The following is a 22,443-nucleotide window of genomic DNA, read 5'->3' on the forward strand; positions in this document are numbered from 1 at the left end:
TTTTCACAGTGGGATGGAGTGGGCGGACGACGCCGCGTGTAGGACGGTCGATCCGGAGTTGTTCTTTCCGTCGGCGTCTGGTCCGCAGTCTCGGGTGCAGGTGAAGGCTGCGCAGGAAGTGTGTGCTCGCTGCCCGGTGAGGGTGCAGGCGAAGTGTGCCCGTCGTGCTTTGAATGGTGATGACCATTACGGGGTGTGGGCGGGCGTGTATGTGACGGGCACTGCTGGTGACCGTCAGCGTGCCTTGAATCTGCTGCGGGTGATTGCGGGGGATGAGCCTGTGGCGCGGGCGGTTCCGCCTCGACATTGTCGGGGTGGGTGTCGGCGGATGTTGCGATCGACGAATTCGATGTTGGTGGAGTTTCCGGGGACTATCCGTGATGCCGGGGGTTGGCACTGCCGGCCTTGTCTGGCTCGTTCGAAGAGGGTGATGGCATGACGCGTCGGGTGGATGAGTTTGAGCAGCCGTTGGATGGCGGTCATTATGCGGCGCGTTGGAAGGATCGGATTCCGACGTCGTTGGTGGAGTGGGATCGGGAGCAGGAGCGTTCTGATCGGTTGCGGGAGCGGGCCGCTGAGATCGCTGCGAACAGGGAGCGACCATGACGCTCACGATCGGATCCGCGTGCGCCGGCTACGGCGGCTTGGACATGGGACTTGGGATGGTTCTCGATGCCGAGCCAATTTGGTTCTGCGAGTTCGCTCCCGGCCCGTCGAAGATCCTCGCCCACCGTTACCCGGGTGTCCCCAACCATCACGACCTGACCGCTACCGACTGGGATTCAACCGAACCGGTCGACATCTTCTCGGCGGGATGGCCGTGCCAGCCCTGGTCTATCGCCGGTGCACAGAAAGGGGCCGCAGATGACCGAGCCATCTGGCCAGCAATCGCAGATGCCATTCGCCGTCTTCGACCACGGTATGTCGCGTTGGAGAACGTGTCAGCCATCATTGGACTTGGGGAACTTGCCCGAGCAGTCGGTGATTTGGCCGCGCTCGGGTATGACGCGCAGTGGCAATGCGTTCGAGCTTCCGATGTGGGAGCGCCCCACCGTCGGGAGCGGTGCTTCATCCTTGCTGAAGACACCGACTGCGCAGCTCGCAGTGAACGGTGGTTCGCAGCACCCGGAGAAACGGAAGTCGGTCGGGCATGGTCCGACATTGGCGGACGAGGTGGAGCACTTACTGCCGACTCCGACGACGCAGCCATCGACGGGGAATGGTCACGCCCGGAATCTCGGGAAGGAAGTGCAGTTGCTTCCGACACCGGTGGTGACGGATTCGGCAGGGGCACGGAACAAGACGGCGGGCCGCTCGAATCCGAACTCGCAGCATCATTCCGGGACAACGCTGACGGACGCGGTGACGTTGCTTCCGACGCCGGCCGCGAACGACTCGCACAACTCTCCGGAAGTGCATCTACGGAAGAAGCCTGGCCGCGAAGTGGTGACGAGCCTGCAGGTGATCGTGGACCACGGCCTGCTACCGACTGGGGGCCGTATCGATCACCGATCGAACGGTGGGAACGAGTCATCGGCCGGGCTGCACCTCGACCAACCGAACTGTCCCGCAACGGAAACGAACGACTATCACCTCTTCTAGTCGAGTGGATGATGGGACTGCCGGAGGGGTGGGTGACAGCCGTTCCGGACCTGTCCCGCAATGAGCAGTTGAAAGCGCTCGGTAACGGCGTGGTGCCACAACAGGCAGCAGCCGCGTACTCATCCCTCCTCGCTCAGGCGGTGGCAGCGTGACCGCCGAATCTCTCTCGCGGGAGATCGTTTACGCCCGGTCGGGTGGGGACTGCGAGGTCCGCATCGAGGGTGTCTGTCAGGGCCGGGCGACGAATTGGCATCACCGGAAGAACCGTTCGCAGGGTGGATTGTGGCGACCATCGAATGGTCTGCATCTGTGTGGTTCTGGGACGACGGGGTGTCATGGGTGGATCACGCATGAGCCGGAGGTGTCGTTTCGTAAGGGGTGGGCTGTGCGGATGCGTTGGGAGCCGGAAGATGTGGCTGCGTTCATCGCTGGCCGGTTCGTGTTGTTGACGGATGACGGCCGCTACGAGGAACTTCCGAAGGAGGCGTGATGTCCGGTGATCGCGGAAACGCAAAAGATTGCGATAACCCCATGCGACACAACCGAATACAACATCTAGGTGTGGAACGTTTGCGTGGCGAAAGAGGTAGGATAAAAAGCGACCCCGCATCATCGGCGCGCCAACGCCTAGCGGGGTCTGACCAACCCCAAACCAGTCATGAAATAGGGAAGGCTGATGTGACTATAGCCAGTGTAGTTGAGGATCCTGAACCAGAGCAGGTCGATCGTATGATCGGCCGCCTCGACCAGGTGCGGGACCTGTATGAATCGACCCGTCTGAATCGGATCCGGTTGATGGTGCAGGCACGGAAGCTAGGTATGTCCTGCCATGACATCGGTGTGGTCATGGGTATCACTGAGAATGCTGTGCGTTCGGCGATCAAGCGGGCCGGTGATTTGGACTGATGCGTATCCGTTCAACAAAGCCAGAATTCTGGAGGTCCGAGCGTATCGCTCAGGTCGATTGGGATGCTCGGCTCGTACTTAAAGGGCTCGAATCTTACGTCGACGACAATGGCGTCGGTAAAGATGACATCGCGTTAATTGTGGGGGATTTGTTCCAGCGAGACCTGGTTCGCGAACCTTCGCGAACCCTCGCGAGGGTTTCCGAAGCTCTTACCGACCTCAATTCAGCCGGTCTGGTTCATCGATACGAGGCGGATGGCACCAAATTGCTGTTCGTTTCGTTCTGGGATTCCATCCAACGAGTCGACAAGCCGCAGAATGGTCGTTTCCCCAGGCCGGACGGCACATTGAACTACAAAGATTCGGTCATTCGCGAGCCTGACGGGATTGTTCGCGAACCCTCGCGAACCCTCGCGCCTGTAACAGGGGAACAGGGGAACAGGGGAACAGGGGAACAGGGTGCTACGAAGCCGAGCCGCAAGCGGCCGGCCACCCCCATCCCTGATGACTGGAAACCCAACGATGCCCACAAGGCAAAGGCAACGGACCGCGGCGTCGATGTTGATCACGAAGCCGAGCAAATGCGGACGTGGGCCATCGGCAAGGACGAGCGCAAAGCAAATTGGGATGCCGCATTCCACAACTGGCTCGGAAATGCACGACCACCGTTGCGCTCCGTGACTTCGGGCCGCGACGGAACAACCGGACGGTTGTGGCAGGAATGAGCGAGAGCGCGTACGACATCGCAGCCGAGCAGTCACTGCTCGGGTTGGCGATGATGTTCCCCGACAAATGCGAGATCGCATTGCTGACGGTGGAGCCTGACGATTGGTGGCAGTGGCGTCACCGTGACCTTGCGTCGGTGATTCAGTCGATGCTGCGGTCCGGGTTGTCGGTGGATCCGACGACAGTCCTCGGTCAGGTGACTGCGCGGGGTTGGATCGGGAAGATCGACGGTGCCTGGATCCTGTCTCTAGCGCAGTTGGCGTGGCGACCTGAGAGCGCCTCAGATCTCGCTCGTAGGGTCCGGGAACTGTCGGGTAGGCGGAAGCTGTCTGCGGCGGCGCAGCGTCTCACTCAGCGCCTGGAATCAGGGTGGGAGTCCGGTGACGACACCGACGTAGCGTCCGCAGTCGCAGAGATTCGAGTGGCATGCGAAGTCGCCGAGTCTGTCGTAGCCGAGAAGTCGCTACCAATTCCGCAGACGATGGGCGCTTTCCTGTCCGAGCCGGACACTCACGACTGGCTGATCCCGGGAATGCTTGAGCGGTCCGAGCGCATCGTCCTTACCGGTGCCGAGGGTGGCGGTAAGTCGGTCCTGTGTTCGCAGCTCGCGGCATGCATGGCCGGCGGGGTGCACCCATTCACCGCGGACCCACTCGGCAACGGAACCCACGGGATTCGGGTGTTGGTGATCGACTGCGAGAACTCGCCAGCTCAATCCCGTCGTCGCTACCGCAGTGTCATCAAGTCGGTCGATGCGGCACGGCAAGGCAACGGATATTCGCAACTCGATTGGTCGGAGTCAATGTTCATCGACATGCGTCCGGCTGGTATCGATCTCCTCGGCGGCCGGGATGTGGCGTGGCTCGAGCACGCGATCTCCAGCACAGCGCCGGACCTGCTGGTGTTGGGTCCGCTGTACAAGCTCCATCACCAGAATCCATCCGACGAGACCGCAGCCCGCGAGCTCGTGTGGGTTCTCGACGGACTGCGGGAGCGTTACGGTTTCGCGCTTCTCACCGAGGCTCACGCCGGCAACTCTGCCGACCCGGCAGGAGATCGGCAGATGCGCCCGATCGGATCGTCACTGTTCCGTCGGTGGCCTGAGTTCGGGTTCGGGCTCCGCCGCGCGAAGTCGGACAAGGGCGGACCTCGCGCCGAGCTCGTCGACGTCGTGTCGTGGCGTGGCTCCCGTGAGGAACGCAGTTGGCCGCAGTCACTTCAGCATTCGCACATTCTGCCGTGGATGCCGGCAGACCCCGAGTACTTCGACGAGATCGCGAGGATCCCCGCATGACCACAATCCAGGAGCGTCCCATCAAGGCGATCCAAACGAGCTACGCCGGTTGCCGATTCAGATCCCGAATCGAGGCACGGTGGGCGGTGTTTTTTGACTACCTCGGTATCGGTTGGGAGTACGAACCCCAAGGGTTCGACCTCCCCTCCGGGCCATACCTGCCCGACTTCCTACTCGATCTAGGCGATGGCCTGTGGTGGGAAGTCAAGGGTGCCGACCCTACCCGGCATGAAATGAACCTTGCGTGGGAACTGTTCGAGGTTACGCACAAGCACGTGTACGTCGCGCACGGCTCGATACCACGAGATGAACTCGACAGTCCGCGGATTGCGCATGTCGGTTCCACCGTGGTGCGTTGGTTCATCCGTCCCGGTGCGATTGGTTTCGTCCCTGATCTTCCCGGCTTCGACCAATCAGGCATCGACCACCCGGACCTATTGGCGGCGTATCAGGCTGCACGCTCTGCTCGCTTCGAGCACGGCGAGTCCCCACTTCTACACCCCCAGGAGGGGAAATGACCAAACCGATCGTCTTCATCGACACCGAAACCACAGGACTCCACGACGGCCGACGACCATGGGAAGTCGCCATGATCCGCATCCACGAGGGGAAGACGCAGGAGACGTCGATCTTCATCTCGGATGTCGACCTGACCGGTGCCGATCCGGCTTCACTGCGGATCGGGAAGTTCTACGACCGGCACCCGAGGTTCACGCTGGAATCGACAATGCCGGCGGGGAGTTGGTTGTTCACGGAGCAGTCAGCGGCTGAGAAGGTGGAACGCTGGACTCGGGACGCAACCGTGGTCGGTGCGAACCCAGGGTTCGATACGGAGATCCTGGCTCCGATGCTGCAGCGTCACAACCTCGTAGCGACTTGGCATCACCGCCGACCGGATGTCGAATCGCTGACCGTCGGGCATATCGGGAAGCTCACCGAGGACAACAGGATGTTCGGGCTCGCGCAATGCGCCGACCTCCTCGGCATCTCCACCGAGGGCATCGCCTTGCACACCGCGATGGGTGATGCGTACCTGACGATGAAGATCTTCCTGAAGCTGGTGGACATCTCGTGACCGCCGCCACGGAGCGGAAGGTGGTCACGTTGACGATCGTCGACCCAGTCCACCCAGGCCGACCACCACTGACGATGAACCAGTGGAGGAATGCGCATTGGGCTGTGAAGACCGCGGCGAAGGAACGCCTGTATTGGCAGGTGGTGTCGGCGTTGCAGACGGCTGGTGTGAAGCGGGGTGCGGTCCCGAACTTTGAGCGGATAAAGGTGTCGATCGTTCAGTATGCACCCGACATGCGGGTCCGCGATAACGATGGGCTCGGCGCATTTCGCAAGGACATTTTGGATGCGATGAAGAGACGCAACGTCGTTCGAGACGATTCGCGCTTGTTTGTGAAGGACGGCGGCAATGAGATCGAGACGGATCGGAAGTTGCCGCGCATGGAAATCCTGATCGAGGAACTGTCATGAGTGTTGAGCATGAGCAGCAGTGTGAGCGGACTATCGCGTCGGTGGTGCATGAGATCGACGACCTGAAACACCAACTCGCCGACGCCCTCGACTCCATCCGCCGAGTCCGTGCTGCGTGCAGTCACGTCGAACTCGTCGCGGAAGCGTTACCGCAGGTCCCGAGAACAGTCCTGATCGACACAATCCTCGAAGCTTTGGAGACGAAATGACGAAGGCCCGCAGAACAGTCACCGTGATTACTGCACGTGGCGTGGAAGAACGCTACGGCAGCAACATGTTGACGGAGGTGACGAAGCGTCTGGATAAGGCGTGGTTCGACGTGAAGGAACTCCAGTATTCGGCGGGGTATGCGCCGGTGGGGGAGTCGTTCGGGGTGTCGCAGGAGGTGGGCCGCCGGAACCTCATTCACATGATCGACGCGGACCCGAACCCTGTGGTTTTGTTGGGGTTCTCGGCGGGAAGCCAGGTGGTGGGTGATGTGGCTCGGGAGATTGCGCTCGGGATGCACCCCACCCTCGAGGTCCTCGGTGTCGGGCTGCTCGCTGACCCGTCGCGGGCGCAGGGCGAGATCGAAGGCCCGGATCGTGGCGGCTACGGCATCAAAGGTTCCCGACCCATCCCCATTGACCGGTTCCCTGTGTGGTCGTATTCGGCTCCCGGTGACCCTATCTCGGAACTGCCGGTGGGGAATCCGTTGCGGTCGTTCGCGGATTGGTCGGAGTGGTTCGGTTCTCCGGATCATGTGCGGCGGTTGGTGGAGCGGGCGCGGGCGAATCAGTGGCAACGCTGGTGGTCGCCGGCGAATGTGCGGTCGTGGTCGGGTGCTGTCGGGTGGCTCCAGAACTATCTCTACGGGGGTAGACATGTCGCCTATGCGTGGGAGCGGATGCAGGGCTCGACATTGACGTATACGGAGGCGTTGGCGGAGCGTGTTTCTGCTGTTCGTGCGTACCGGAATGTCGTGTAGTTAGCGAACCGAAATGGTAGAATTCTGTTTAGCGGCAACGGGATTCACGACTCCTATCAATGAATCCCGTTGCCTACCCGAACTCAATGGAAGTGAGTATCGAGCATGATCAATTCTAATGCGGACGGTGAAGTTGTAGCACCGGACCCCGCGGTAATCGAACAGAACAACTGCGGTGTGGTGTGGGTGTTGGCGGAAGCGCTCGCAAGGCACAGTCTGAACGGTGCCTACTGCCTCGGTTGCGACTGGCAGATGCCGAGCATGTTGAGTTCGTGGGAAGACCAGCACCGTCTGCATCAGGCGTCTGTGGTTGCTGCCCTCCCCAACATCGCCATCATCGAACTGCCCGAAGACGACGGTGAGACGCGCATCCACGGTGCATCAGCGCTCGATGGCATCTACGACCTGACAGTCGGAGTGCCCCGTGATCGTGTGTCCCACCGGTCACTGAACGACATCACGTCGGTCGAGTCTATGGAGCACCTCGGGTTGGCTCTTCTCGCTGCTGCCAGAGCTGCTCGCACTGCGGGAGGCCAAGCATGACCGCGATCGAGTACGTGACCGGCTGGCTACCCCTCACCGCTGCTGACGAGGGGGACACCAATGGCTGAGAAGACACGAATCACGTTCGCGGTGACGGTCGAAGTGGATTCCGATTGGGCTGACCCATGGAACGCCGCCCGACACCTGCTGGACGTTGCGATATCAGGAGACCATCGCGGCATCTCTCTGCCGCACGACGTGAGTTGCACAGGCACCGAGGATCCAGCCATCGACGGGGCAGTCACAAGCATCGCCACAGTGTCAGAAGCTCTGCGCATCGGAACGCTGAGGATCATCACCGCGCCTTCCGCTGAGGGGGAGAAGCAATGAGTGCCAATCAGGATGCCCACCTCGCCATCACAGCCGCCGTACACGATGCCTTCAGCTCACTGTGCGAACACCTACCCATCGGCCCCATCTCGATCGACGACGCGATCCTCGACGACATGCTACTGGCCTGCGACCGATTCGACGAGAAGCAGTGACCGCGTGGGTGAAGGTATTCAGGCACTCGAACATTGCCGGCGTACAGGCGATGGGATGGCAGGCCGATATCCGCTTCGATGGCTGGCTGCCATTCAGCGTCCGCTATGGGTACAACCCGCGCGATAATGCGTTCCGATACGTGTGGCGCGTTCCGGTCCTCGGTTGGGCTGTCACGGCCGGTCGCCTGCGGGCCATTCCCGCCGCTCGTGGAGAGAAGCCATGAGCGTACTCCTGGCGGTCCTCCTCATACCGGTAGCGGTCACTGTCATCGTCGCCGCCTGCTACGGCCTGTATCTGGGGCTGCAGAAGTCGGATGCAGAGCGCGCACTGACGTACCCGTTGGGTAGTCCTGAGCGTCGAATGTTGGAGGCATTGTGAGTGATCGGGCGTATGACATTCATATCGAGGGGGTTCGGGTTCGTCAGCGTGCCGTGAAGGACGGGCGGGGGTTGTCGCGGATGGAACGGGCGCATTTGGCGACGCTGGCGGTGGAGGCGAAGGCAATCGCGGACGCTGCCGAGAAGGAACGCACTGCCGGCTATATCCCGGGCAGCGGCTACCACCTCCCTGCACCCTCAACTCCTGTCCGCCGGCGCAATGTAGGGGATTGGGGACCCGATGCCTGAAGTATTCAACCCAGCCCAGGTCGAGACAGCGATCCGTGACTGCGCCAACAGGATCGGTGCAGGCGTCACGGTCTGCAACACCCGATACACGGCATTCCTCACTGCGGACCGGGCCTACGATCTCGCGTTCGCCCGCGAATACCTGAAAGCGGACGGGCCGGCGCATGAACGCAAGTACGCCGCCGAGGTAGCGACAACGGATCTCCGGGGTCAGCGTGATGTCGCGGATGCTGCGTACAGGTTCGCGGACCGTACCGCGAAGGCCGTCGAGTCCGAGCTCAGGGCAATGCAATCTTTGGGTGCGTCGATAAGGCAGGCGTATTCAGTGGCCGGAAGGGGTGAAGGAGCGTGACCGGATGGAAGTTCCTCGGCACCGCTGTGGGAGACGACGGTGTGTATCTGGACAACGCCAGCGGTATATACACAGCGCCAGAAGGAATGTCGCTACCTCGATTCAACGATGACGGCTACGCGCGACTGTGTCGATGCGGGCTCATCTGGCATCAGTTTGAGTGGTACGGATGCCCAGGGTCGGAGGTCGAAGGACCGTGGCTGCCACTGACGTTGCGTGATGCTCTGCACATCACGTTGGCCAAGCTATGGGAGTCGCCTGTCGAGTCGAAGTCGTCGGTACCGAAACCGTCTACTGCTCCGCCGATGTGGGCTGTAGATGTGAATCGTTCTCGCCGTCCCAGGCGGAACCGGAACCAACCGAACAGGCAGGGAATCGCATGAAGACGATCAGTACGTACACGGGGTTCGGGATGCATTCACACGAGTACGTCAACGGCGAGGAATGGACGTCGTCTGTGGACGCGGGGGATGGTTCCGGCCCGCACCGGCACAGAGTTGTCGGTGGGAATGCGTACACCGCCAGTGCCCGGTTGGAGGGCGGGATGATGCACAATCACCAACTGCCCGTCTTCGCGGAGGTAGCGCAATGAGCGACACCGCAGACGACTTGTCTCGGATCATGCGTGAATTCGCCGAGAAGCAGGAAGCGGAACAGGCCGAGCGGGATCGAGTGGTGGAGGCCCGCCTCGAGCGACTGAGGGCGGCTGGGATGTCCGACGAGCAGATCCAGGTCGCGGGTGCGCTGATCCAGGAAATGCTCAAGGAACAGGCCGACATCTGGCAGAAGGAATGGGACCGGCGGATGTCCAATCTGACAGAGAAACTGAAAATGCGAGGAGTGACTCTGCATGCGTCATAACCATGTCGGGCGGCAGGTCCGCCGTATGAAACACCGTCGAATCCAGCGGTCGATAAACCGCATGTTGGAGCATTTGTGGGAGTCAACTTTTCTGGCGTCTGGGCTACCGGACATGCGGGAGCAGATCAGTGAGATCCTCGAACCGTTTCGCCGCCGGCCTCCTCGTAGACCACTGAGGTTGACGAGGTCCCGACGGTGAGCCGTAAGCGTGTGGGCGGCCCGTGGATTTGGTGGCCGGGTCCGTGTTCGGAGCCCGTCGATATCGAAGCGTTTGGCCGAGTCGGCAATCGACGCCGAGTCAGTATTCGACCCTGGTGGAGGTTTTGGTGAGTAAGCGTGTGGAGCGTGCCCAGTTCCGTGGGGAGCTTCTCGCTGTGTTGCGGGAGCAGGTGGTGGTGTTGCGTCGTATCGCTGCGGTGATGGAACGGGACGCGTTGGTGCCGCCGCCCGCGATTAATGATCGTGACTGATTTCGGCGTCTGACCTGCAGGCATATGACGCTTAGCCTTGCTAAGGTAGTCAGGTCGCGTCCCCTCTTTTTGTGATGGAAGGCCCCACCGACATGGCTCTTGAAATCACGCACCTCTGCCGACGAGAAGCGAAATGCTCGGCCCGCCGCCGCGGCAAGGACAACGAATGGATAGCAGCCGGCACCGAGAAGCCGAACAGTCTCTGCCGTGCCTGCGAAGATGCAGCGTTCGATGACATGAGCCAACTGCATGTCGACTGGCGGCGGATGTACATCGAACTGGTGGAGCAGCATTCGTCCCCGATTCAGTCGAAGATCCGCAAGACCGCAGGCAATCCCATCCCGATCCCGTTGGCGATCGATGCGTTGATGACGGAGATCGAAACGGAAACCCACCGGTGGGCGCGGATCGTCACGCAGGGCGACGAGATTCCATGGGGGCGTGAGGATGCTGTCCGTCATTGCGTATCCGTCTTGTGGTCTCGCAAGGGGACGCTCGTCGACCTCCCAGCCCGGACAGTGTGCGTGAACGTACCACTCCCGCTCGGCGGCGACAAGATCGTCGAATCAATCCGTGATGGTGTCGACGCAGTCATTGCCTTGTCGAGGCTGCACCGGGCAACCGAATCGCTCCTGCAGATCGGCGAGGCCCGAGTGTGGATGACCGACCCCTGCCCGCACTGCGGCCGCAAGGCTCTCGTCGCATCGAAGGATCAGCAGCAGGTGTCCTGCCGTGGATGCTCGCGGGTGTGGGACAAGGACCATTTCAAACTGTTCGGTGACGTCTTGGACTTCGACCGCCAGTTGGTGAAGGCATGAACGATCCATGGCCCTATCCAGCGGATACCCCGTTGGAACGCTCCAGGAAAGTCGCACAGTGGTATCGGGCCGCACTGTTGGAAGCGAATCCGGCACAGTGCGGGCGGGTAGACGACAAGATCGAAGAGCTCGGACAACGCTGGGTGAAACCCGTCGAACTCGCCGGCGACCTCGACACTCTCATGTCAGCGACTGAGATAGCGAACATGTTCGGGTTGGACGCAAGGACGGTGCGGCAGTGGGGATCCCGTGGCCACATCGAACGCCTCCAATCCGACGGCAAGCCGATGTATCTCCTCCGCGACATCGTCGATTACATGGCGGCGACACGGCGTGAACGGTCGACGAGACAACGATCAGCGTGACGTGTAGCATCACTGCAGTACCCGAAGTGTCTCTACAGGCAGCTTCGGGTTTTTGCTTTTGGTAGGTGCGCCCGCATGGCGAGGGACGCATTCAACGACAGGACGGCCCGAGTGTCCTGCGCCTACCCACAGTCTTGGGGTGGTTGTGGCTTCCCCACCACCCTGGTCCCGCGCTCCGGCTAAGCGGGCACTGCCACCCCGACCAACTTCCCGAGGAGCCCTCATGTTGTTCGGTATCCCCTGGTCAACGTACCTGGCTGTCGGCTCCGCTCTCATTGCGGTCGCCCGCATCATCATCGAACTCCTTCCCCTGTTCTGATGCGCGACCACCTCGCCGCATACCGGACACACGAAGTTGACCGCATGCCATCCACCGGGCCGCACAAGGTGTGGTGGCAGGAACGCAACGGCCGAGTCCACATCGGTGAACGCCAATACATCTACGACGCAGTGAATCCGGACTGCACAGTCATCTACCGGATGGGTGAACACATCGAAGTCCCCACCTCAGTACTCCGATCATGCTGATCGAACTGTGGACGGAGATCGTCGCCCACATCGTCCGCTGGATCATGAAGCGCTGACCAGCACAAAGGCACACATCGTCACCCACGGGTAAGTGAGGTCAGTCATGCCGAACCTATTCGACCAGATCGAACACGAACTGCAGCTGGTCCGTGGTGCACGCGACCGTGACGACCCAGTCGCTGAATGCCGACACCGGAACGTCCTCGACGATCTGCTTGCTCGGGTACCGCACGACACCAGGTTCTGATGGACACCACGGCAGGTCATGCGATGCGACGCGTCGACCACTACGACCGCACACAGGTCCTACAGGCGGGCGGCAAGACACTCACCGCCCTCACCCCAGTGTTCGAGCGCGACGATCACGAACACAGAGGAGGTGAGCATGGCAACTGATGGAGTCGGAGTCATCTCCGCTGACGGCAAGACAGTGAGCTACTCAGTTGATGTGCAGCTGACTGGAACCGGGACAGTCCTCGACGAACGCTGCACGCATTGCGGCTCGAAGGTTCTCCGCCGGCCAGCGATACTCGGCATCCAAGGCACCAAGCAGCGACCGGTCATCATTGGCACCTGCACCAACGTGCACTGCACCCGATGATCGACCAGACCCGCCCGGACTTCGTCATGGTCGGCGCAACAATGGACAACGGCGTAATGCTGCTGGCCTCAACGGAGCTCACCTACGCCGAGTTGGAGTCCGAACGAGACATCATCCGACACTTCGGTGGTCACATCCAGCAGGTAGTCAATGTGCGCTACACCCTGTCGACGGAGATGCGTGAGTACGTCACCATCGTCGCTCCGACCTACGCCGAAGCTTTCGACACCCTGTTCAAGCGGTGGTCACCCCACCATGGAGAGCAGCACAGCATAACCGCTGGTCACAGCCTCGCCGCGAACAACAGTCACCCCCACGCACTGCAGACCGGCATATAACCCCCAGGGGGACCACCCCTCACGCCGCCCACAGCCGCTCCTCCTGGCATACGCGTCTGTGTGTGTCACTCGGGGGTGGGGGCAACCACCCAAGTCTTTAGGCGGTGAATGTGCCGTTTTCTTCGACTGCGGTACGGAATCGTCGTCGTGCTGAGGTTCGCCGGCGTGATGGGGATGCTCCGTGTGCTTTGCAGATCACGGCTGATTGTCAGGCTGTTGGTGGGCAGATCGAGTTCGAGGCTCGGCCGCCGCATCCGCGTTCGTTCGAGGCCGATCACATTGTGTCGTCCGATGAGGCGAAGCGGATGGGTTGGTCCGATGCCGAGGCTGATTCGTTGGACAACTGCCAGGGTGTGTGCCGGCAGTGCAATCGCGAGAAGTCCTCGGGGGTTCGGGATATCGCGCCGATCCGTGCGGCATATGTGAATCCGCGGTTCGTTTGAGACTTGCGTCGCCTGTGGCGCATTCACGCTGACATCGGGCGGTCAACCGATGGTCGAGGAGGTTGGCCCGATGGCTGAATACAAGTCGCTCACCGCGGCGATGGCTGCCGGCGATGAGCTCGCCGAAGCCGAGTTGCGATACGACATGCTGGCCGAGGCGTTCGAAGAACTACCGCAGATGCGGTCGCAGTTGAACGCTCAGTTGGAACGAGCGAAGGCTGAGATCATGCGCCTGCGTGCACTGTCGAAGAAGCCGACCGAAACCGAGAACACATCCGGCAAGGTGGTTGCGATCGATGCCGGCCGCTTCCGCAAGTCAGGTTAATCCCGCCGCCCTCGTCGACATCGCCCGCTACTGCGTCGTCCCCGACGATATGGCATTGACGCGGTACGACGAACTCATCGCCCCGGAACTGTCGGGCATGGGCGTGACTCTGGACCGGTGGCAGGAAGATGTCTGGTACGCGGCGCTGGGCCTGAGAGAAGACGGAACGCTGGCGTGCGACGTCATGGGTGTCACGCTGAGCATCGCCCGGCAGGTCGGTAAAACGTGGGGCATCATGGTCGGCCTCGTCGCGATCTGCTTGTCGCGCCCGGGAACGTTGGTCATCTGGTCGTCGCATCATGATCGGACATCATCGGAGACGTTGATGAAGATCGCGGGGATCGTGGAGAAGCCGCTGATTCGCCCAAAGATGCGGGCGCAGTTCCCGGTGGTGATGACCGATGACAGTCGCGGTGTGCATTTCGCGAACGGTTCGCGGATCCTGTTTGGTGCACGGTCTTCTGGTTTCGGTCGAGGCTTCGCTGAGGTCGACATTCAGGTGTACGACGAGAGTCAGAATCTGAAGGAGTCGGCGCTCACCGACATGCTGGCTGCGATGAACGTCTCCGATCTGGGCTTGGCGTTCTTCATGGGAACTCCTCCGCGACCGCAGGAAGTGGCGCTCGGTGTGAACGAGGCATTCAAGCGGCGGCGGGATCGTGCACTCGAGGAGAAGAAGCGCCGACCCTACAAGGGCGTCTATGTCGAGTTCTCGCCGGAGGATCCAGACGAAGTAGTTGCCGACATCGACGCGCCGCGTTTCTGGGACAAGCTCACCGAGGTGAACCCGTCGTTCGGGTTCCGTGTGAACAAGTCGGCCATCGAGCGTCTTGTAGAGAACATGTCCCCGGAGGATGTGCGCCGCGAGGTGTTCGGCATCTGGGACAAGACGAACGAGTCGCTGGCGGTTGTGTCGCGTGACGACTGGAAACGGTTGACTGCTGACGTCGACGAGTTGGGTAGCCCCACGACGTTCGGTGTGAACGCGACCCGCTCCGGCTGGTACTGGATTGTCGCGTGCTGGTCCGAGGGCGATTCAGCTCACGTCGAAATAGCGATGGGCACACAGTCCGAGGTCGAGGCGATGAACTTCCTGACCGAACGGATCACTCGCCGCGTTCTGATCAAACACGATTCGACTGGTGCCGCGAAGGCGGTCGGCGAAAAACTCAAGCAGCTCGGCTACAACGCCACTGCATACACACAGAACGAGTCCGGTGCTGGAAATGCGTTGTGGCTTGGAATGGCGGAAGGGGGTCGGCTGTCGCATGGTGGACAACCAGAACTCTCGGATGCTGTTCGCGGGTCTCGTAGGCAGGATCGTGCGTCGGGTGGGTGGATGCTGATGCCTCGCTCGGATTCGTTCGACATTGGGCCGGCGATCGCTATGTCTGCTGCGGTGTATGCGGCGATGACGTCTCGGCAGCCGACCGGCTCCGGGCGTTCGTCGTCGTCGGGTCGTGTTGCAGCAGTTGGACGTCGAGCGGGGGCGAGGTAGCGCGATGGCATTTTCTGCCGTACGAATCCCCGGTTTGACTGCCGACGAGAACGCTCTCGTCAACGGTTTGCTCGGCGAGATCGACCGTCTCCGTATGAAGAACTTGCTGCGCACGTCGTACTACGACAACAAGCGCACCATTCGCATGGTCGGCACGCTGATTCCGCCGCAGTATTTCAGCCTCGGTCTGGTTGTCGGGTGGACCGGCAAGGCTGTCGATGCGTTGGCGCGTCGCTGCAATCTCGATGGTTTCGTCTGGGCCGATGGCGATCTCGACAGTATCGGCGGCTCCGATGTGTGGGACGAGAATCATCTCGCATCGGAGATAGACGGCGCGATCGTTGCTGCACTGCAGCACGGTCCGGCGTTCCTGGTGAACACCGTCGGTCAGGCCGATGAGCCGGATGCGCTGATTCACGTGAAGGATGCCACCGAGGCGACCGGTACGTGGAATCGTCGCCGCCGGCATCTGGACAATTTCCTGTCCGTGATCGACAAGGACAGTGACGGCGCTGTTCTCACGTTGGCGCTGTACGTCGACAACGAGACCATCACCGCGTATCGGGACAAGGCGAGTTCGAAGTGGCAGGTTGACCGCGCCGATCATGTGTATGGCGTCCCCGCTGATGTGTTGCCGTACAAGCCGACTCCGCAGCGACCGTTCGGGCAGTCGCGGATCACGCGTCCGATGATGGGTTTGCAGGACGCTGCAGTCCGTGAACTGGTGCGCCGCGAGGGCCACATGGACGTGTACTCGTACCCGGAGTTCTGGCTGCTCGGTGCTGACGAGTCTGTGTTCCGCAATGCCGATGGCACACAGCGGGATATGTGGAACATCCGCCTCGGCCGCATCAAGGGCATCAACGACGACAAGGACGAGACCAACCCGACGTTGGCGCGCGCTGATGTCAAGCAGTTCCCGGCGTCGAGCCCGGATCCGCACTGGTCCGACATCAACGGTCTCTCGAAACTGTTCGCCCGCGAATCGTCGCTACCGGACTCGGCTGTCGCGATCAGTGAGATGACGAACCCGACGTCGGCGGAATCGTACGACGCATCGCAGTACGAGTTGATCGCCGAGGCGGAGGGCGCTGACGACAACTTCACGTCTCCGCTACGGAAATCGTTCGTGCGTGCATTGGCGATGAAGAACCGGATTGCAGTCGACGCGGTTCCGACCGAGTGGAAGTCGATCGACACGCAGTGGCGGAACCCCCGTTACCTTGCGCGGTCGGCAGCTGCTGATGCGGGCATGAAGCAACTGTCTGTGGCACCCGAACTCATTGGGACCGAGGTCGGCTACGAGCTCCTTGGATTGTCGCCGCAGCAGATCAAACGGGCTATGGCAGCGAAGCGTAAATCCGAAGGAAGGACACTTCTCGAGACATTGCGAGGAGGGAACGTAAATGCCGACAACACCAACGGAACTACGCAGACTGCTGGTTCGACTCTCCAATAACGCGGAATCGGACCTCGCGGCATTGTGGGCAAATCTGGATGAGTCCACTGTGTCCGAGGGACTGTTCGATGTGGTGCCTGCACTCGTCGATAGCTACGGGGATGCCGCAGCTGATGTGACCGCCGAGTGGTACGACGAATACCGCTCGGACTTGAACGTCTCCGGCAGGTTCCTGGCCGACGTCCGAGTGTTGGACTTGGGCGCGTACGCCCTTGCGGGCTGGGGCGCGAAGCTCGCGGAGCGAAACTTCGACACCGCACTCCCACTGGTGTCGGGTGGCGTGGTGAAGCGGGTGATGAACGCCAGCCGCGAAACCATCATGAGCAACGTCGACGCAGACCCCCGAGCCCGTGGATGGCAACGCCAAACAAGTCCGGGTTCGTGTGCGTTCTGTCAGATGCTCGCGGGCCGCGGCGACGTGTATACCGCGCTCACAGCCGATTTCGCGTCACACGACAACTGCAAGTGCGTCTGCGCTCCCGCGTTCAACGGCCTACCAGCACCGGTTCGCGCGTTCACGCCGAGCGCACGAACCACCAACGACGCCGACAGAGAGCGCGCCAAAGACTGGATGGCAGAGAACCTCTAGCCGCTCCACCCGAAACTTCCCGTCACCCGACGGGCCACGCTCACGTCCAGCGGTCAATCGGACGGATCAGGAGAAACACGCATGTCTGAAGCTGCACCCGAAGGCACCGAAGGCCAGCCCGCCCCGTCCTCCGAGCCCGAGAATGGCAACGAGTCGAAGGCGTTCAGCCAGGAGGAACTCGACAAGCTGATCGGCAAGACGCGGACAGAGGAACGTCGCAAGGCGCACACCGAGTTCGCAACGAAATACGCCGATTACGACGACCTGAAGAAGGCCGCCGAGGGGAAGAAGACCGCCGACGACCGCATCGCCGAGCTGGAGAAGAAGTACCAGCAGTCCGAAGCGAACACCCTGCGTCTGCGAGTGGCCGGCGAGTACGGCATCAGTGCCAAACGCGGCGACGACGGGGAACCGTCCGACGCGGACCTGTTTCTCACTGGAACCGACGAGGAGACCCTCACCGCTCAGGCGAAGAGGCTCGCCGCCCGTGTGGCCGCGCAAGCGACCGCTGAGGTTGATCGCAAGAAGAAGAACCCGAGCGTGCCCAAAGAGGGCACGTCGACACAGACCGGAACGACCACCGAAGAAGGCGACCGCGAATTCGCGCGATCGTTCTTCAACGGGGGTAATTCCTAACCCGAAAGGAACAATCCCATGGCCGTTTTGAATACCGGCAGCTTCCAGCTTCCTCGTCACTTGGTCGGGGGTGTGTGGCAGAAGGCTCAGGGCGGATCCGTACTCGCGCGCCTGTCGAATGCTGAGCCCCAGGAGTTCGGTGAGCAGCAGTACATGACGCTCACCGCCCCGCCGCGCGGTGAGGTCGTTGGTGAGAGCCAGCAGAAGGGCGAGTCGACTGCGACGTTCGCCCCGGTCACCTCGCTGGTCCGCAAGGTGCAGGTCACGCAGCGATTCAGCCATGAGGTGAAGTGGGCCGACGAGGCTCGCCAGCTCGGCGTTCTCCGGACGATGGCGGACCTGTCCGGTGTCGCGCTCGGTCGCGCGCTCGATCTGATCGGCATCCACGGAATCAACCCGCTCACCGGTACCGCGTTGGCGGGTACTCCGCCGAAGATCGTGGACTCGACCAACGTCGTCGAGTTGACCACCGCTTCGGCTGCCACTCCCGATCAGGCGGTGGAGGCGGCTGTCGGTCTCGTGCTCGAGGACAGCATCTCGCCCAACGGACTCGCGCTGGACAACAGCTTCGCATTCAAGCTGGCCACCCAGCGGCATCCGCAGAGCGGACAGAAGCTGTACCCCGAACTAGGATTCGGTGTCGACGCGACATCGTTCTCCGGTCTGGGAGCAGCGGTCTCGGACACTGTCCGCGGCGGCCCGGAAGCTGTAACCCCGTCCACCGGTGCTTACCGCACCACGAACCCGAACATCAAGGCCATCGTCGGCGACTTCACCGCATTCCGGTGGGGCGTCCAGGTCGACATCCCCCTCACGTTGATCGAGTACGGCGACCCCGATGGTCTCGGTGATCTCCAGCGCAAGAACGAGATTGCCATCCGCTCCGAGGTCGTGTACGGCGTCGGAATCCTGTCGCTGGATGCCTTCTCGATCGTCAAGGACGCGGTCGCGAACGTCTAGGCCGGAAAGGAATTCTGATGAGCGAGAAAATCGAAACAGTCACACTGATCGCACCCAATGGTCAGACGGTGTCCGTAGCGGAGTCCAAGAAGGAACTGCGCATCGCATCCGGATACCGCCTTCCCGAGGACCAGACGCCGAAGCGCCCGCCGAGTCGGTCGAAGGCGTCGAGCGAGTAAGACCGAGGGGAGTTGCTCGTGGCCGCCATAGTCCAACCCATCGATCTTCCCGAGCATTTCGCATCCAATCCCATGGTCGACATGTGGATCAAAGGGGCCAATGCCCGTGCAACGCGGGTAGCGCCTTGCCTGCTGGGGGACAACCTGGACGAAGACAAGGTCGCTGAGGCGAAACTGATCCTCGTCGGGGCGATCATCAGGTGGGAGAAGGCGGGCGCGGGCGCTCTCCAATCACGCGCGGCCGGTTCGTACAGCGAGACGCTGGATACGCGGCAACGCACCGGGTACAACTTCTGGCCCAGTGAGATCACTCAACTGCAGGACATCTGCAGGAGCGGCGAACAGGGCAAGGCGTATTCGGTCGACACAGTCGGATCAACGGTCTGGCATTCACCGATCTGCTCGCTGTATTTCGGTGGCTCGTGCTCGTGCGGCGCGGTCATCGCCGGGGTGCCGATCTATGAGCCCTGAATTCCCGCTGCTGTTCACAGTCGGACACCGCGTCTGGTCGTCGAGCGGACCTGATGATGCTCACGGTAATCCCGTCGAGGTCTGGGCTGCTCCTGTCCAGAAGCGCGTCTACGGCTGGGGTGCACCGCATGGGTCCGAGCCGAAATTGGCGGGACACGACCGTGTTGTCGTCGAGGTGGAGTTGATGGTTCCACCCGACTTCAGGTGCTCCCCCCGGGATCGGATGGTGCTCGAGGGCACCGAGTTCGACGTCATCGGCCCGGTTGAAATGTACGACCACAACCCGTTCGGGTGGAACCCCGGCGGGATCGTCAACCTGGGGCGGGTGGACGGGTGAGTGAGGCAATAGCTTTCCCTGACGTCGAGGCGCTGGTGGTGTCGAAGCTGCGTTCCGAGTTGGCTTCGCGTGATGACGTTGCACACGTGTCCACCCGGATGTTGAATCCTCGTACCAAACGTTCGGTGCGGGTGTTCAGGTCCGGAGGCAGGCGTAGAGACCTGGTCGTCGACACGGCTCAGATCACGATCCAGTGTTGGGACATCACCGCGCCGGAAGCATCTGCATTGTCCCGTCTGTGTCGCGCCGTTCTCTCGGTCAATCGGGGAGCTTGGCGGCACGACGGTGTGCAGGTCTACCACTACGACGAAGTCGGAGGGCCTGTGTTCTTCCCCGATCCGGATACCAATCTTCCGCGATACCAGTTCACATGCTCGCTGGATGTCCGCGGCGAGGCTATCTGATGCCGAAGAAACACGAACTCGCGCAGTCCATCACGGTGGATACCGCGGATGGTGTCGAGATCACCATCGACGGTGCCACGGTCCCGTTCTTCTTCACCGAGGTCGAGCCCGTGCTGCACAACCTCGGTAACGAAGGCGGCATCGTTCCGGCTGTACGCCTTACCATTCCGGCCGCGTCGATCGTCACCACCAGTAAGCACACGACAGGACTCGACTGATGACTGTGCGCTTCGTATGGAAAGTCGCGGGATTCTCGACGATCAGGAAATCTGCAGCTGTCGAAGCTCTGATTCGGAAGCGTTGCGAGGCGATTGCTGCAGCATGCGGCGAGGGCTTCGTTGCGAATGTCAGTCAGGGCAAGTCCCGTGTGCGCGGTTCGGTCATCACGGCCACACCAATTGCAATGGTACGCAACGCTCGGGACAACACGCTGGTCAACAATTTGAACGCTGGATCGTGATACTGCCAGCTCGCTGAGGTTTCAATTCACATGCTCGTTCGCCTTTGCCGGGCAGAACGATCCGACATTTGTCCCCGCACCTGACGCGGGGAGCTCCATCAGGGCCGCTGCAACGTGCCTGAAAGGGGCCTGATCATGGCGCAGACTGCTGCCAATGCATTCAACGCAACACCTCTCGTCACGGGTCCCATTTGGTGGGCTCCGCTGGCGACCGTCCTCCCGACGTCCGAAGTCACCGCGCCGGTAGCGGCATTCAAGTCGCTCGGCTACATCGGTGAGGACGGAATCACCCTCACCGAGGGCCGCGACACAACGAAGATCAAGGCGTTCGGTGGCGACACCATCCTGGTGGTGCAGTCCGATCACACCGTCACACTGCAGTTCTCGTTGCTCGAGTTCATGAACGAGGAAGTCGCGAAGGCCGTCAACGGTGACACCAACGTCATCGTGACTCCCGCGACGTCGACGGTCGGTACTCGACTCGCGACGGTGAAGAACGCGAAGAAGCTTCCCCACAAGACGTGGCTGGTCGACGTCCTCGACGACCAGAAGAAGCTTCGCCTCTGTGTGCCGGACGGCCAGATCACCACCATCGGTGACGCGAACCTCGTTCACACGAACGTGATCTCGCGACAGGTGACCGTCGAGTGCTTCGCCGACGCACTCGGAAACAAGCTCTACGAATACGCCAACAACGGCGTCCCGTCCGGGGCGTAACAGAACCCGCCTGGTGCAGGTATCCACCGCAGCGGCCCGCCTCCACCAGGCGGGCCTTCGGGCCGCTGCCGAACGAGAGGGGCCGCTGCGATGGTCAACGACCGATCCGTTATGCCACTGCCGGCACATCAGTTGCCGGAGAACCGCTGGGAGTTCGACATCCCGGTAGACGGTTCACTGATGACGTTCAGTCTCCCGAAACTGCAGTACATCAACCCGAAGTCCGAGCCAGGCAAACGAGCGCTCGAGGCAGCGAAGATGAAACTCACGATCGAGGAACAGTACGACCTCGTCCGCGAGATCGCGACGATGCTCAACCCCGAACTCGGCAAGGTCATCCCGACCCTCGAAGAGGACCAGATCGACTGGCTCTCCACGACGTGGACCGAGGCATCCGAGGTGACAATCCCGGAATCCTCGGCCTCTTCGCAGTCATCGACGACCACGAAGGGGCCATCGAAGCGGACCTCATCGCGCAAGGCCTCCGCCTCCGGTGGATCGGCATCCAAGACTTCTCGCTCCGCGACCTCCTCAACATCCTCGCGCACCTCGACCGCGACTCGGCGCTCGTCCGCGAACTGAAGCCCGACGAGTGGATGTGGTCGCACACCGACTTCCTGGTGGCGATGGTGTTCGACAAACTGGCCGAACACAATTGGATGATCAGCAAGGACGGCTCGAAGGGCATTCACCGGCCGAAGCCGCTCCCACGTCCCGGTCTGGTGTCCGATGACAATGTCAAGAAGTACGGCGGCAAAGCGATCCCGATCGACGAGAGGCGCCGCAAGGTCGAGCACCTGTATGCGGTGCCCGACGATGTCGAACCGCACCGCGGGAAGCTGACCGCCGAGCAAGTCTTGGCGGTCCGGTCCCTCGCAAAGGCGGGCAATCTGACGAACTCGGATCTTGCTGCGTCGTACGAGGTTTCGGAATCGACGATCGGCCGGATCGTGCGGCGCGAAACATGGCAGCACCTCGAAGACATCACTGCGTGACA

36 protein-coding genes are annotated in these 22,443 nt (G+C 61.5%); all 36 read left to right on the forward strand.

What is annotated here, in order from left to right; all coding sequences use genetic code 11:
* Positions 1 to 13: 13 nt before the first annotated feature.
* Positions 14 to 439 (forward strand): WhiB family transcriptional regulator, encoded by a 426-nt coding sequence (locus ASH04_RS27530; RefSeq protein WP_442971190.1) that lies wholly within the window; start codon positions 14 to 16, stop codon positions 437 to 439.
* 223 nt (positions 440 to 662) lie between these two features.
* A complete protein-coding gene (locus ASH04_RS26125) occupies positions 663 to 1,754 on the forward strand; it encodes a DNA cytosine methyltransferase (protein WP_235579987.1) in 1,092 nt (363 codons plus the stop codon).
* Positions 1,755 to 2,280: 526 nt separating this feature from the next.
* On the forward strand, positions 2,281 to 2,508 hold the full coding sequence (locus ASH04_RS26475) for a hypothetical protein (protein WP_156394507.1): 228 nt from the start codon (positions 2,281 to 2,283) through the stop codon (positions 2,506 to 2,508).
* Positions 2,508 to 3,233 carry a hypothetical protein gene (locus ASH04_RS26880; protein ID WP_200937300.1) on the forward strand — a complete coding sequence of 242 codons (726 nt, stop codon included), beginning with the start codon at positions 2,508 to 2,510 and terminating at the stop codon, positions 3,231 to 3,233. The genes ASH04_RS26475 and ASH04_RS26880 overlap by 1 nt, the downstream gene beginning before the upstream one ends.
* Positions 3,230 to 4,528, forward strand: coding sequence for an AAA family ATPase (locus ASH04_RS09235; RefSeq protein ID WP_057473330.1), 1,299 nt, complete (start codon positions 3,230 to 3,232; stop codon positions 4,526 to 4,528). The genes ASH04_RS26880 and ASH04_RS09235 overlap by 4 nt, the downstream gene beginning before the upstream one ends.
* A complete protein-coding gene (locus tag ASH04_RS26885; protein WP_057473331.1) occupies positions 4,525 to 5,046 on the forward strand; it encodes a hypothetical protein in 522 nt (173 codons plus the stop codon). The genes ASH04_RS09235 and ASH04_RS26885 overlap by 4 nt, the downstream gene beginning before the upstream one ends.
* Complete coding sequence (locus tag ASH04_RS09245; RefSeq protein WP_057473332.1) at positions 5,043 to 5,603, forward strand: 3'-5' exonuclease; 561 nt, start codon at positions 5,043 to 5,045, stop codon at positions 5,601 to 5,603. Before ASH04_RS26885 ends, ASH04_RS09245 begins: the two co-directional genes overlap by 4 nt.
* Complete coding sequence (locus ASH04_RS09250; RefSeq protein ID WP_057473333.1) at positions 5,600 to 6,013, forward strand: hypothetical protein; 414 nt, start codon at positions 5,600 to 5,602, stop codon at positions 6,011 to 6,013. Before ASH04_RS09245 ends, ASH04_RS09250 begins: the two co-directional genes overlap by 4 nt.
* A complete protein-coding gene (locus ASH04_RS09255) occupies positions 6,010 to 6,222 on the forward strand; it encodes a hypothetical protein (RefSeq protein WP_057473334.1) in 213 nt (70 codons plus the stop codon). The genes ASH04_RS09250 and ASH04_RS09255 overlap by 4 nt, the downstream gene beginning before the upstream one ends.
* Positions 6,219 to 6,980: a hypothetical protein gene (locus ASH04_RS09260; RefSeq protein WP_057473335.1), complete on the forward strand. Its 762-nt coding sequence runs from the start codon at positions 6,219 to 6,221 to the stop codon at positions 6,978 to 6,980. Before ASH04_RS09255 ends, ASH04_RS09260 begins: the two co-directional genes overlap by 4 nt.
* Before the next feature lie 105 nt (positions 6,981 to 7,085).
* Positions 7,086 to 7,523 carry a hypothetical protein gene (locus ASH04_RS09265; protein WP_156394508.1) on the forward strand — a complete coding sequence of 146 codons (438 nt, stop codon included), beginning with the start codon at positions 7,086 to 7,088 and terminating at the stop codon, positions 7,521 to 7,523.
* Positions 7,524 to 7,583: 60 nt separating this feature from the next.
* Positions 7,584 to 7,853 carry a hypothetical protein gene (locus ASH04_RS09270; protein WP_057473337.1) on the forward strand — a complete coding sequence of 90 codons (270 nt, stop codon included), beginning with the start codon at positions 7,584 to 7,586 and terminating at the stop codon, positions 7,851 to 7,853.
* Positions 7,850 to 8,008 carry a hypothetical protein gene (locus ASH04_RS26485; protein ID WP_156394509.1) on the forward strand — a complete coding sequence of 53 codons (159 nt, stop codon included), beginning with the start codon at positions 7,850 to 7,852 and terminating at the stop codon, positions 8,006 to 8,008. The genes ASH04_RS09270 and ASH04_RS26485 overlap by 4 nt, the downstream gene beginning before the upstream one ends.
* Before the next feature lie 220 nt (positions 8,009 to 8,228).
* Entirely contained in the window at positions 8,229 to 8,387 is a 159-nt protein-coding gene (locus tag ASH04_RS26490) for a hypothetical protein (RefSeq protein WP_156394510.1), read from the forward strand.
* A gap of 240 nt (positions 8,388 to 8,627) precedes the next feature.
* Entirely contained in the window at positions 8,628 to 8,987 is a 360-nt protein-coding gene (locus tag ASH04_RS09285) for a hypothetical protein (protein WP_057473340.1), read from the forward strand.
* A gap of 379 nt (positions 8,988 to 9,366) precedes the next feature.
* Positions 9,367 to 9,579: a hypothetical protein gene (locus ASH04_RS09290; protein ID WP_057473341.1), complete on the forward strand. Its 213-nt coding sequence runs from the start codon at positions 9,367 to 9,369 to the stop codon at positions 9,577 to 9,579.
* Complete coding sequence (locus ASH04_RS09295; RefSeq protein WP_057473342.1) at positions 9,576 to 9,848, forward strand: hypothetical protein; 273 nt, start codon at positions 9,576 to 9,578, stop codon at positions 9,846 to 9,848. Before ASH04_RS09290 ends, ASH04_RS09295 begins: the two co-directional genes overlap by 4 nt.
* Before the next feature lie 326 nt (positions 9,849 to 10,174).
* Positions 10,175 to 10,318 (forward strand): hypothetical protein, encoded by a 144-nt coding sequence (locus tag ASH04_RS26495; RefSeq protein WP_156394511.1) that lies wholly within the window; start codon positions 10,175 to 10,177, stop codon positions 10,316 to 10,318.
* A 236-nt stretch (positions 10,319 to 10,554) separates the two neighbouring features.
* Positions 10,555 to 11,136, forward strand: coding sequence for a hypothetical protein (locus tag ASH04_RS09300; RefSeq protein ID WP_156394512.1), 582 nt, complete (start codon positions 10,555 to 10,557; stop codon positions 11,134 to 11,136).
* The gene (locus ASH04_RS09305; RefSeq protein WP_057473344.1) at positions 11,133 to 11,501 is read left to right on the forward strand and encodes a DNA-binding protein; all 369 of its coding nucleotides are present in this window, start codon (positions 11,133 to 11,135) and stop codon (positions 11,499 to 11,501) included. The genes ASH04_RS09300 and ASH04_RS09305 overlap by 4 nt, the downstream gene beginning before the upstream one ends.
* Before the next feature lie 774 nt (positions 11,502 to 12,275).
* Complete coding sequence (locus tag ASH04_RS26770) at positions 12,276 to 12,425, forward strand: hypothetical protein (RefSeq protein ID WP_162247522.1); 150 nt, start codon at positions 12,276 to 12,278, stop codon at positions 12,423 to 12,425.
* A 201-nt stretch (positions 12,426 to 12,626) separates the two neighbouring features.
* Complete coding sequence (locus ASH04_RS09315) at positions 12,627 to 12,968, forward strand: hypothetical protein (RefSeq protein WP_057473346.1); 342 nt, start codon at positions 12,627 to 12,629, stop codon at positions 12,966 to 12,968.
* A gap of 110 nt (positions 12,969 to 13,078) precedes the next feature.
* Positions 13,079 to 13,411 (forward strand): HNH endonuclease signature motif containing protein, encoded by a 333-nt coding sequence (locus ASH04_RS27535; protein ID WP_057473472.1) that lies wholly within the window; start codon positions 13,079 to 13,081, stop codon positions 13,409 to 13,411.
* 70 nt (positions 13,412 to 13,481) lie between these two features.
* Positions 13,482 to 13,736, forward strand: a complete 255-nt coding sequence (locus ASH04_RS09325) for a hypothetical protein (RefSeq protein WP_057473473.1) — start codon at positions 13,482 to 13,484, stop codon at positions 13,734 to 13,736.
* Positions 13,708 to 15,234: a terminase gene (locus ASH04_RS09330; protein ID WP_057473347.1), complete on the forward strand. Its 1,527-nt coding sequence runs from the start codon at positions 13,708 to 13,710 to the stop codon at positions 15,232 to 15,234. The genes ASH04_RS09325 and ASH04_RS09330 overlap by 29 nt, the downstream gene beginning before the upstream one ends.
* Before the next feature lie 4 nt (positions 15,235 to 15,238).
* The gene (locus ASH04_RS09335) at positions 15,239 to 16,693 is read left to right on the forward strand and encodes a phage portal protein (RefSeq protein WP_057473348.1); all 1,455 of its coding nucleotides are present in this window, start codon (positions 15,239 to 15,241) and stop codon (positions 16,691 to 16,693) included.
* Positions 16,641 to 17,282 carry a VG15 protein gene (locus ASH04_RS09340; protein WP_156394513.1) on the forward strand — a complete coding sequence of 214 codons (642 nt, stop codon included), beginning with the start codon at positions 16,641 to 16,643 and terminating at the stop codon, positions 17,280 to 17,282. Before ASH04_RS09335 ends, ASH04_RS09340 begins: the two co-directional genes overlap by 53 nt.
* Before the next feature lie 81 nt (positions 17,283 to 17,363).
* Positions 17,364 to 17,918, forward strand: a complete 555-nt coding sequence (locus tag ASH04_RS09345; RefSeq protein WP_057473350.1) for a hypothetical protein — start codon at positions 17,364 to 17,366, stop codon at positions 17,916 to 17,918.
* 18 nt (positions 17,919 to 17,936) lie between these two features.
* Positions 17,937 to 18,878: a hypothetical protein gene (locus ASH04_RS09350; protein WP_057473351.1), complete on the forward strand. Its 942-nt coding sequence runs from the start codon at positions 17,937 to 17,939 to the stop codon at positions 18,876 to 18,878.
* A gap of 17 nt (positions 18,879 to 18,895) precedes the next feature.
* On the forward strand, positions 18,896 to 19,057 hold the full coding sequence (locus ASH04_RS26775) for a hypothetical protein (RefSeq protein ID WP_162247523.1): 162 nt from the start codon (positions 18,896 to 18,898) through the stop codon (positions 19,055 to 19,057).
* Between the two features lie 18 nt (positions 19,058 to 19,075).
* Complete coding sequence (locus tag ASH04_RS09355; protein WP_156394514.1) at positions 19,076 to 19,528, forward strand: hypothetical protein; 453 nt, start codon at positions 19,076 to 19,078, stop codon at positions 19,526 to 19,528.
* Entirely contained in the window at positions 19,518 to 19,865 is a 348-nt protein-coding gene (locus tag ASH04_RS09360) for a hypothetical protein (protein WP_057473352.1), read from the forward strand. The genes ASH04_RS09355 and ASH04_RS09360 overlap by 11 nt, the downstream gene beginning before the upstream one ends.
* Positions 19,862 to 20,269, forward strand: a complete 408-nt coding sequence (locus ASH04_RS09365) for a hypothetical protein (RefSeq protein WP_057473353.1) — start codon at positions 19,862 to 19,864, stop codon at positions 20,267 to 20,269. The genes ASH04_RS09360 and ASH04_RS09365 overlap by 4 nt, the downstream gene beginning before the upstream one ends.
* Positions 20,269 to 20,487, forward strand: a complete 219-nt coding sequence (locus ASH04_RS09370; protein WP_057473354.1) for a hypothetical protein — start codon at positions 20,269 to 20,271, stop codon at positions 20,485 to 20,487. Before ASH04_RS09365 ends, ASH04_RS09370 begins: the two co-directional genes overlap by 1 nt.
* Positions 20,488 to 20,864: 377 nt before the next feature.
* The gene (locus ASH04_RS09380) at positions 20,865 to 21,446 is read left to right on the forward strand and encodes a phage tail tube protein (RefSeq protein WP_057473356.1); all 582 of its coding nucleotides are present in this window, start codon (positions 20,865 to 20,867) and stop codon (positions 21,444 to 21,446) included.
* Between the two features lie 380 nt (positions 21,447 to 21,826).
* The gene (locus ASH04_RS26500) at positions 21,827 to 22,441 is read left to right on the forward strand and encodes a DUF5361 domain-containing protein (RefSeq protein ID WP_156394515.1); all 615 of its coding nucleotides are present in this window, start codon (positions 21,827 to 21,829) and stop codon (positions 22,439 to 22,441) included.
* Positions 22,442 to 22,443 lie beyond the last annotated feature (2 nt).

Source organism: Rhodococcus sp. Leaf233 (genome assembly GCF_001426165.1).
Classification (GTDB): Bacteria; Actinomycetota; Actinomycetes; order Mycobacteriales; family Mycobacteriaceae; genus Rhodococcoides; species Rhodococcoides fascians.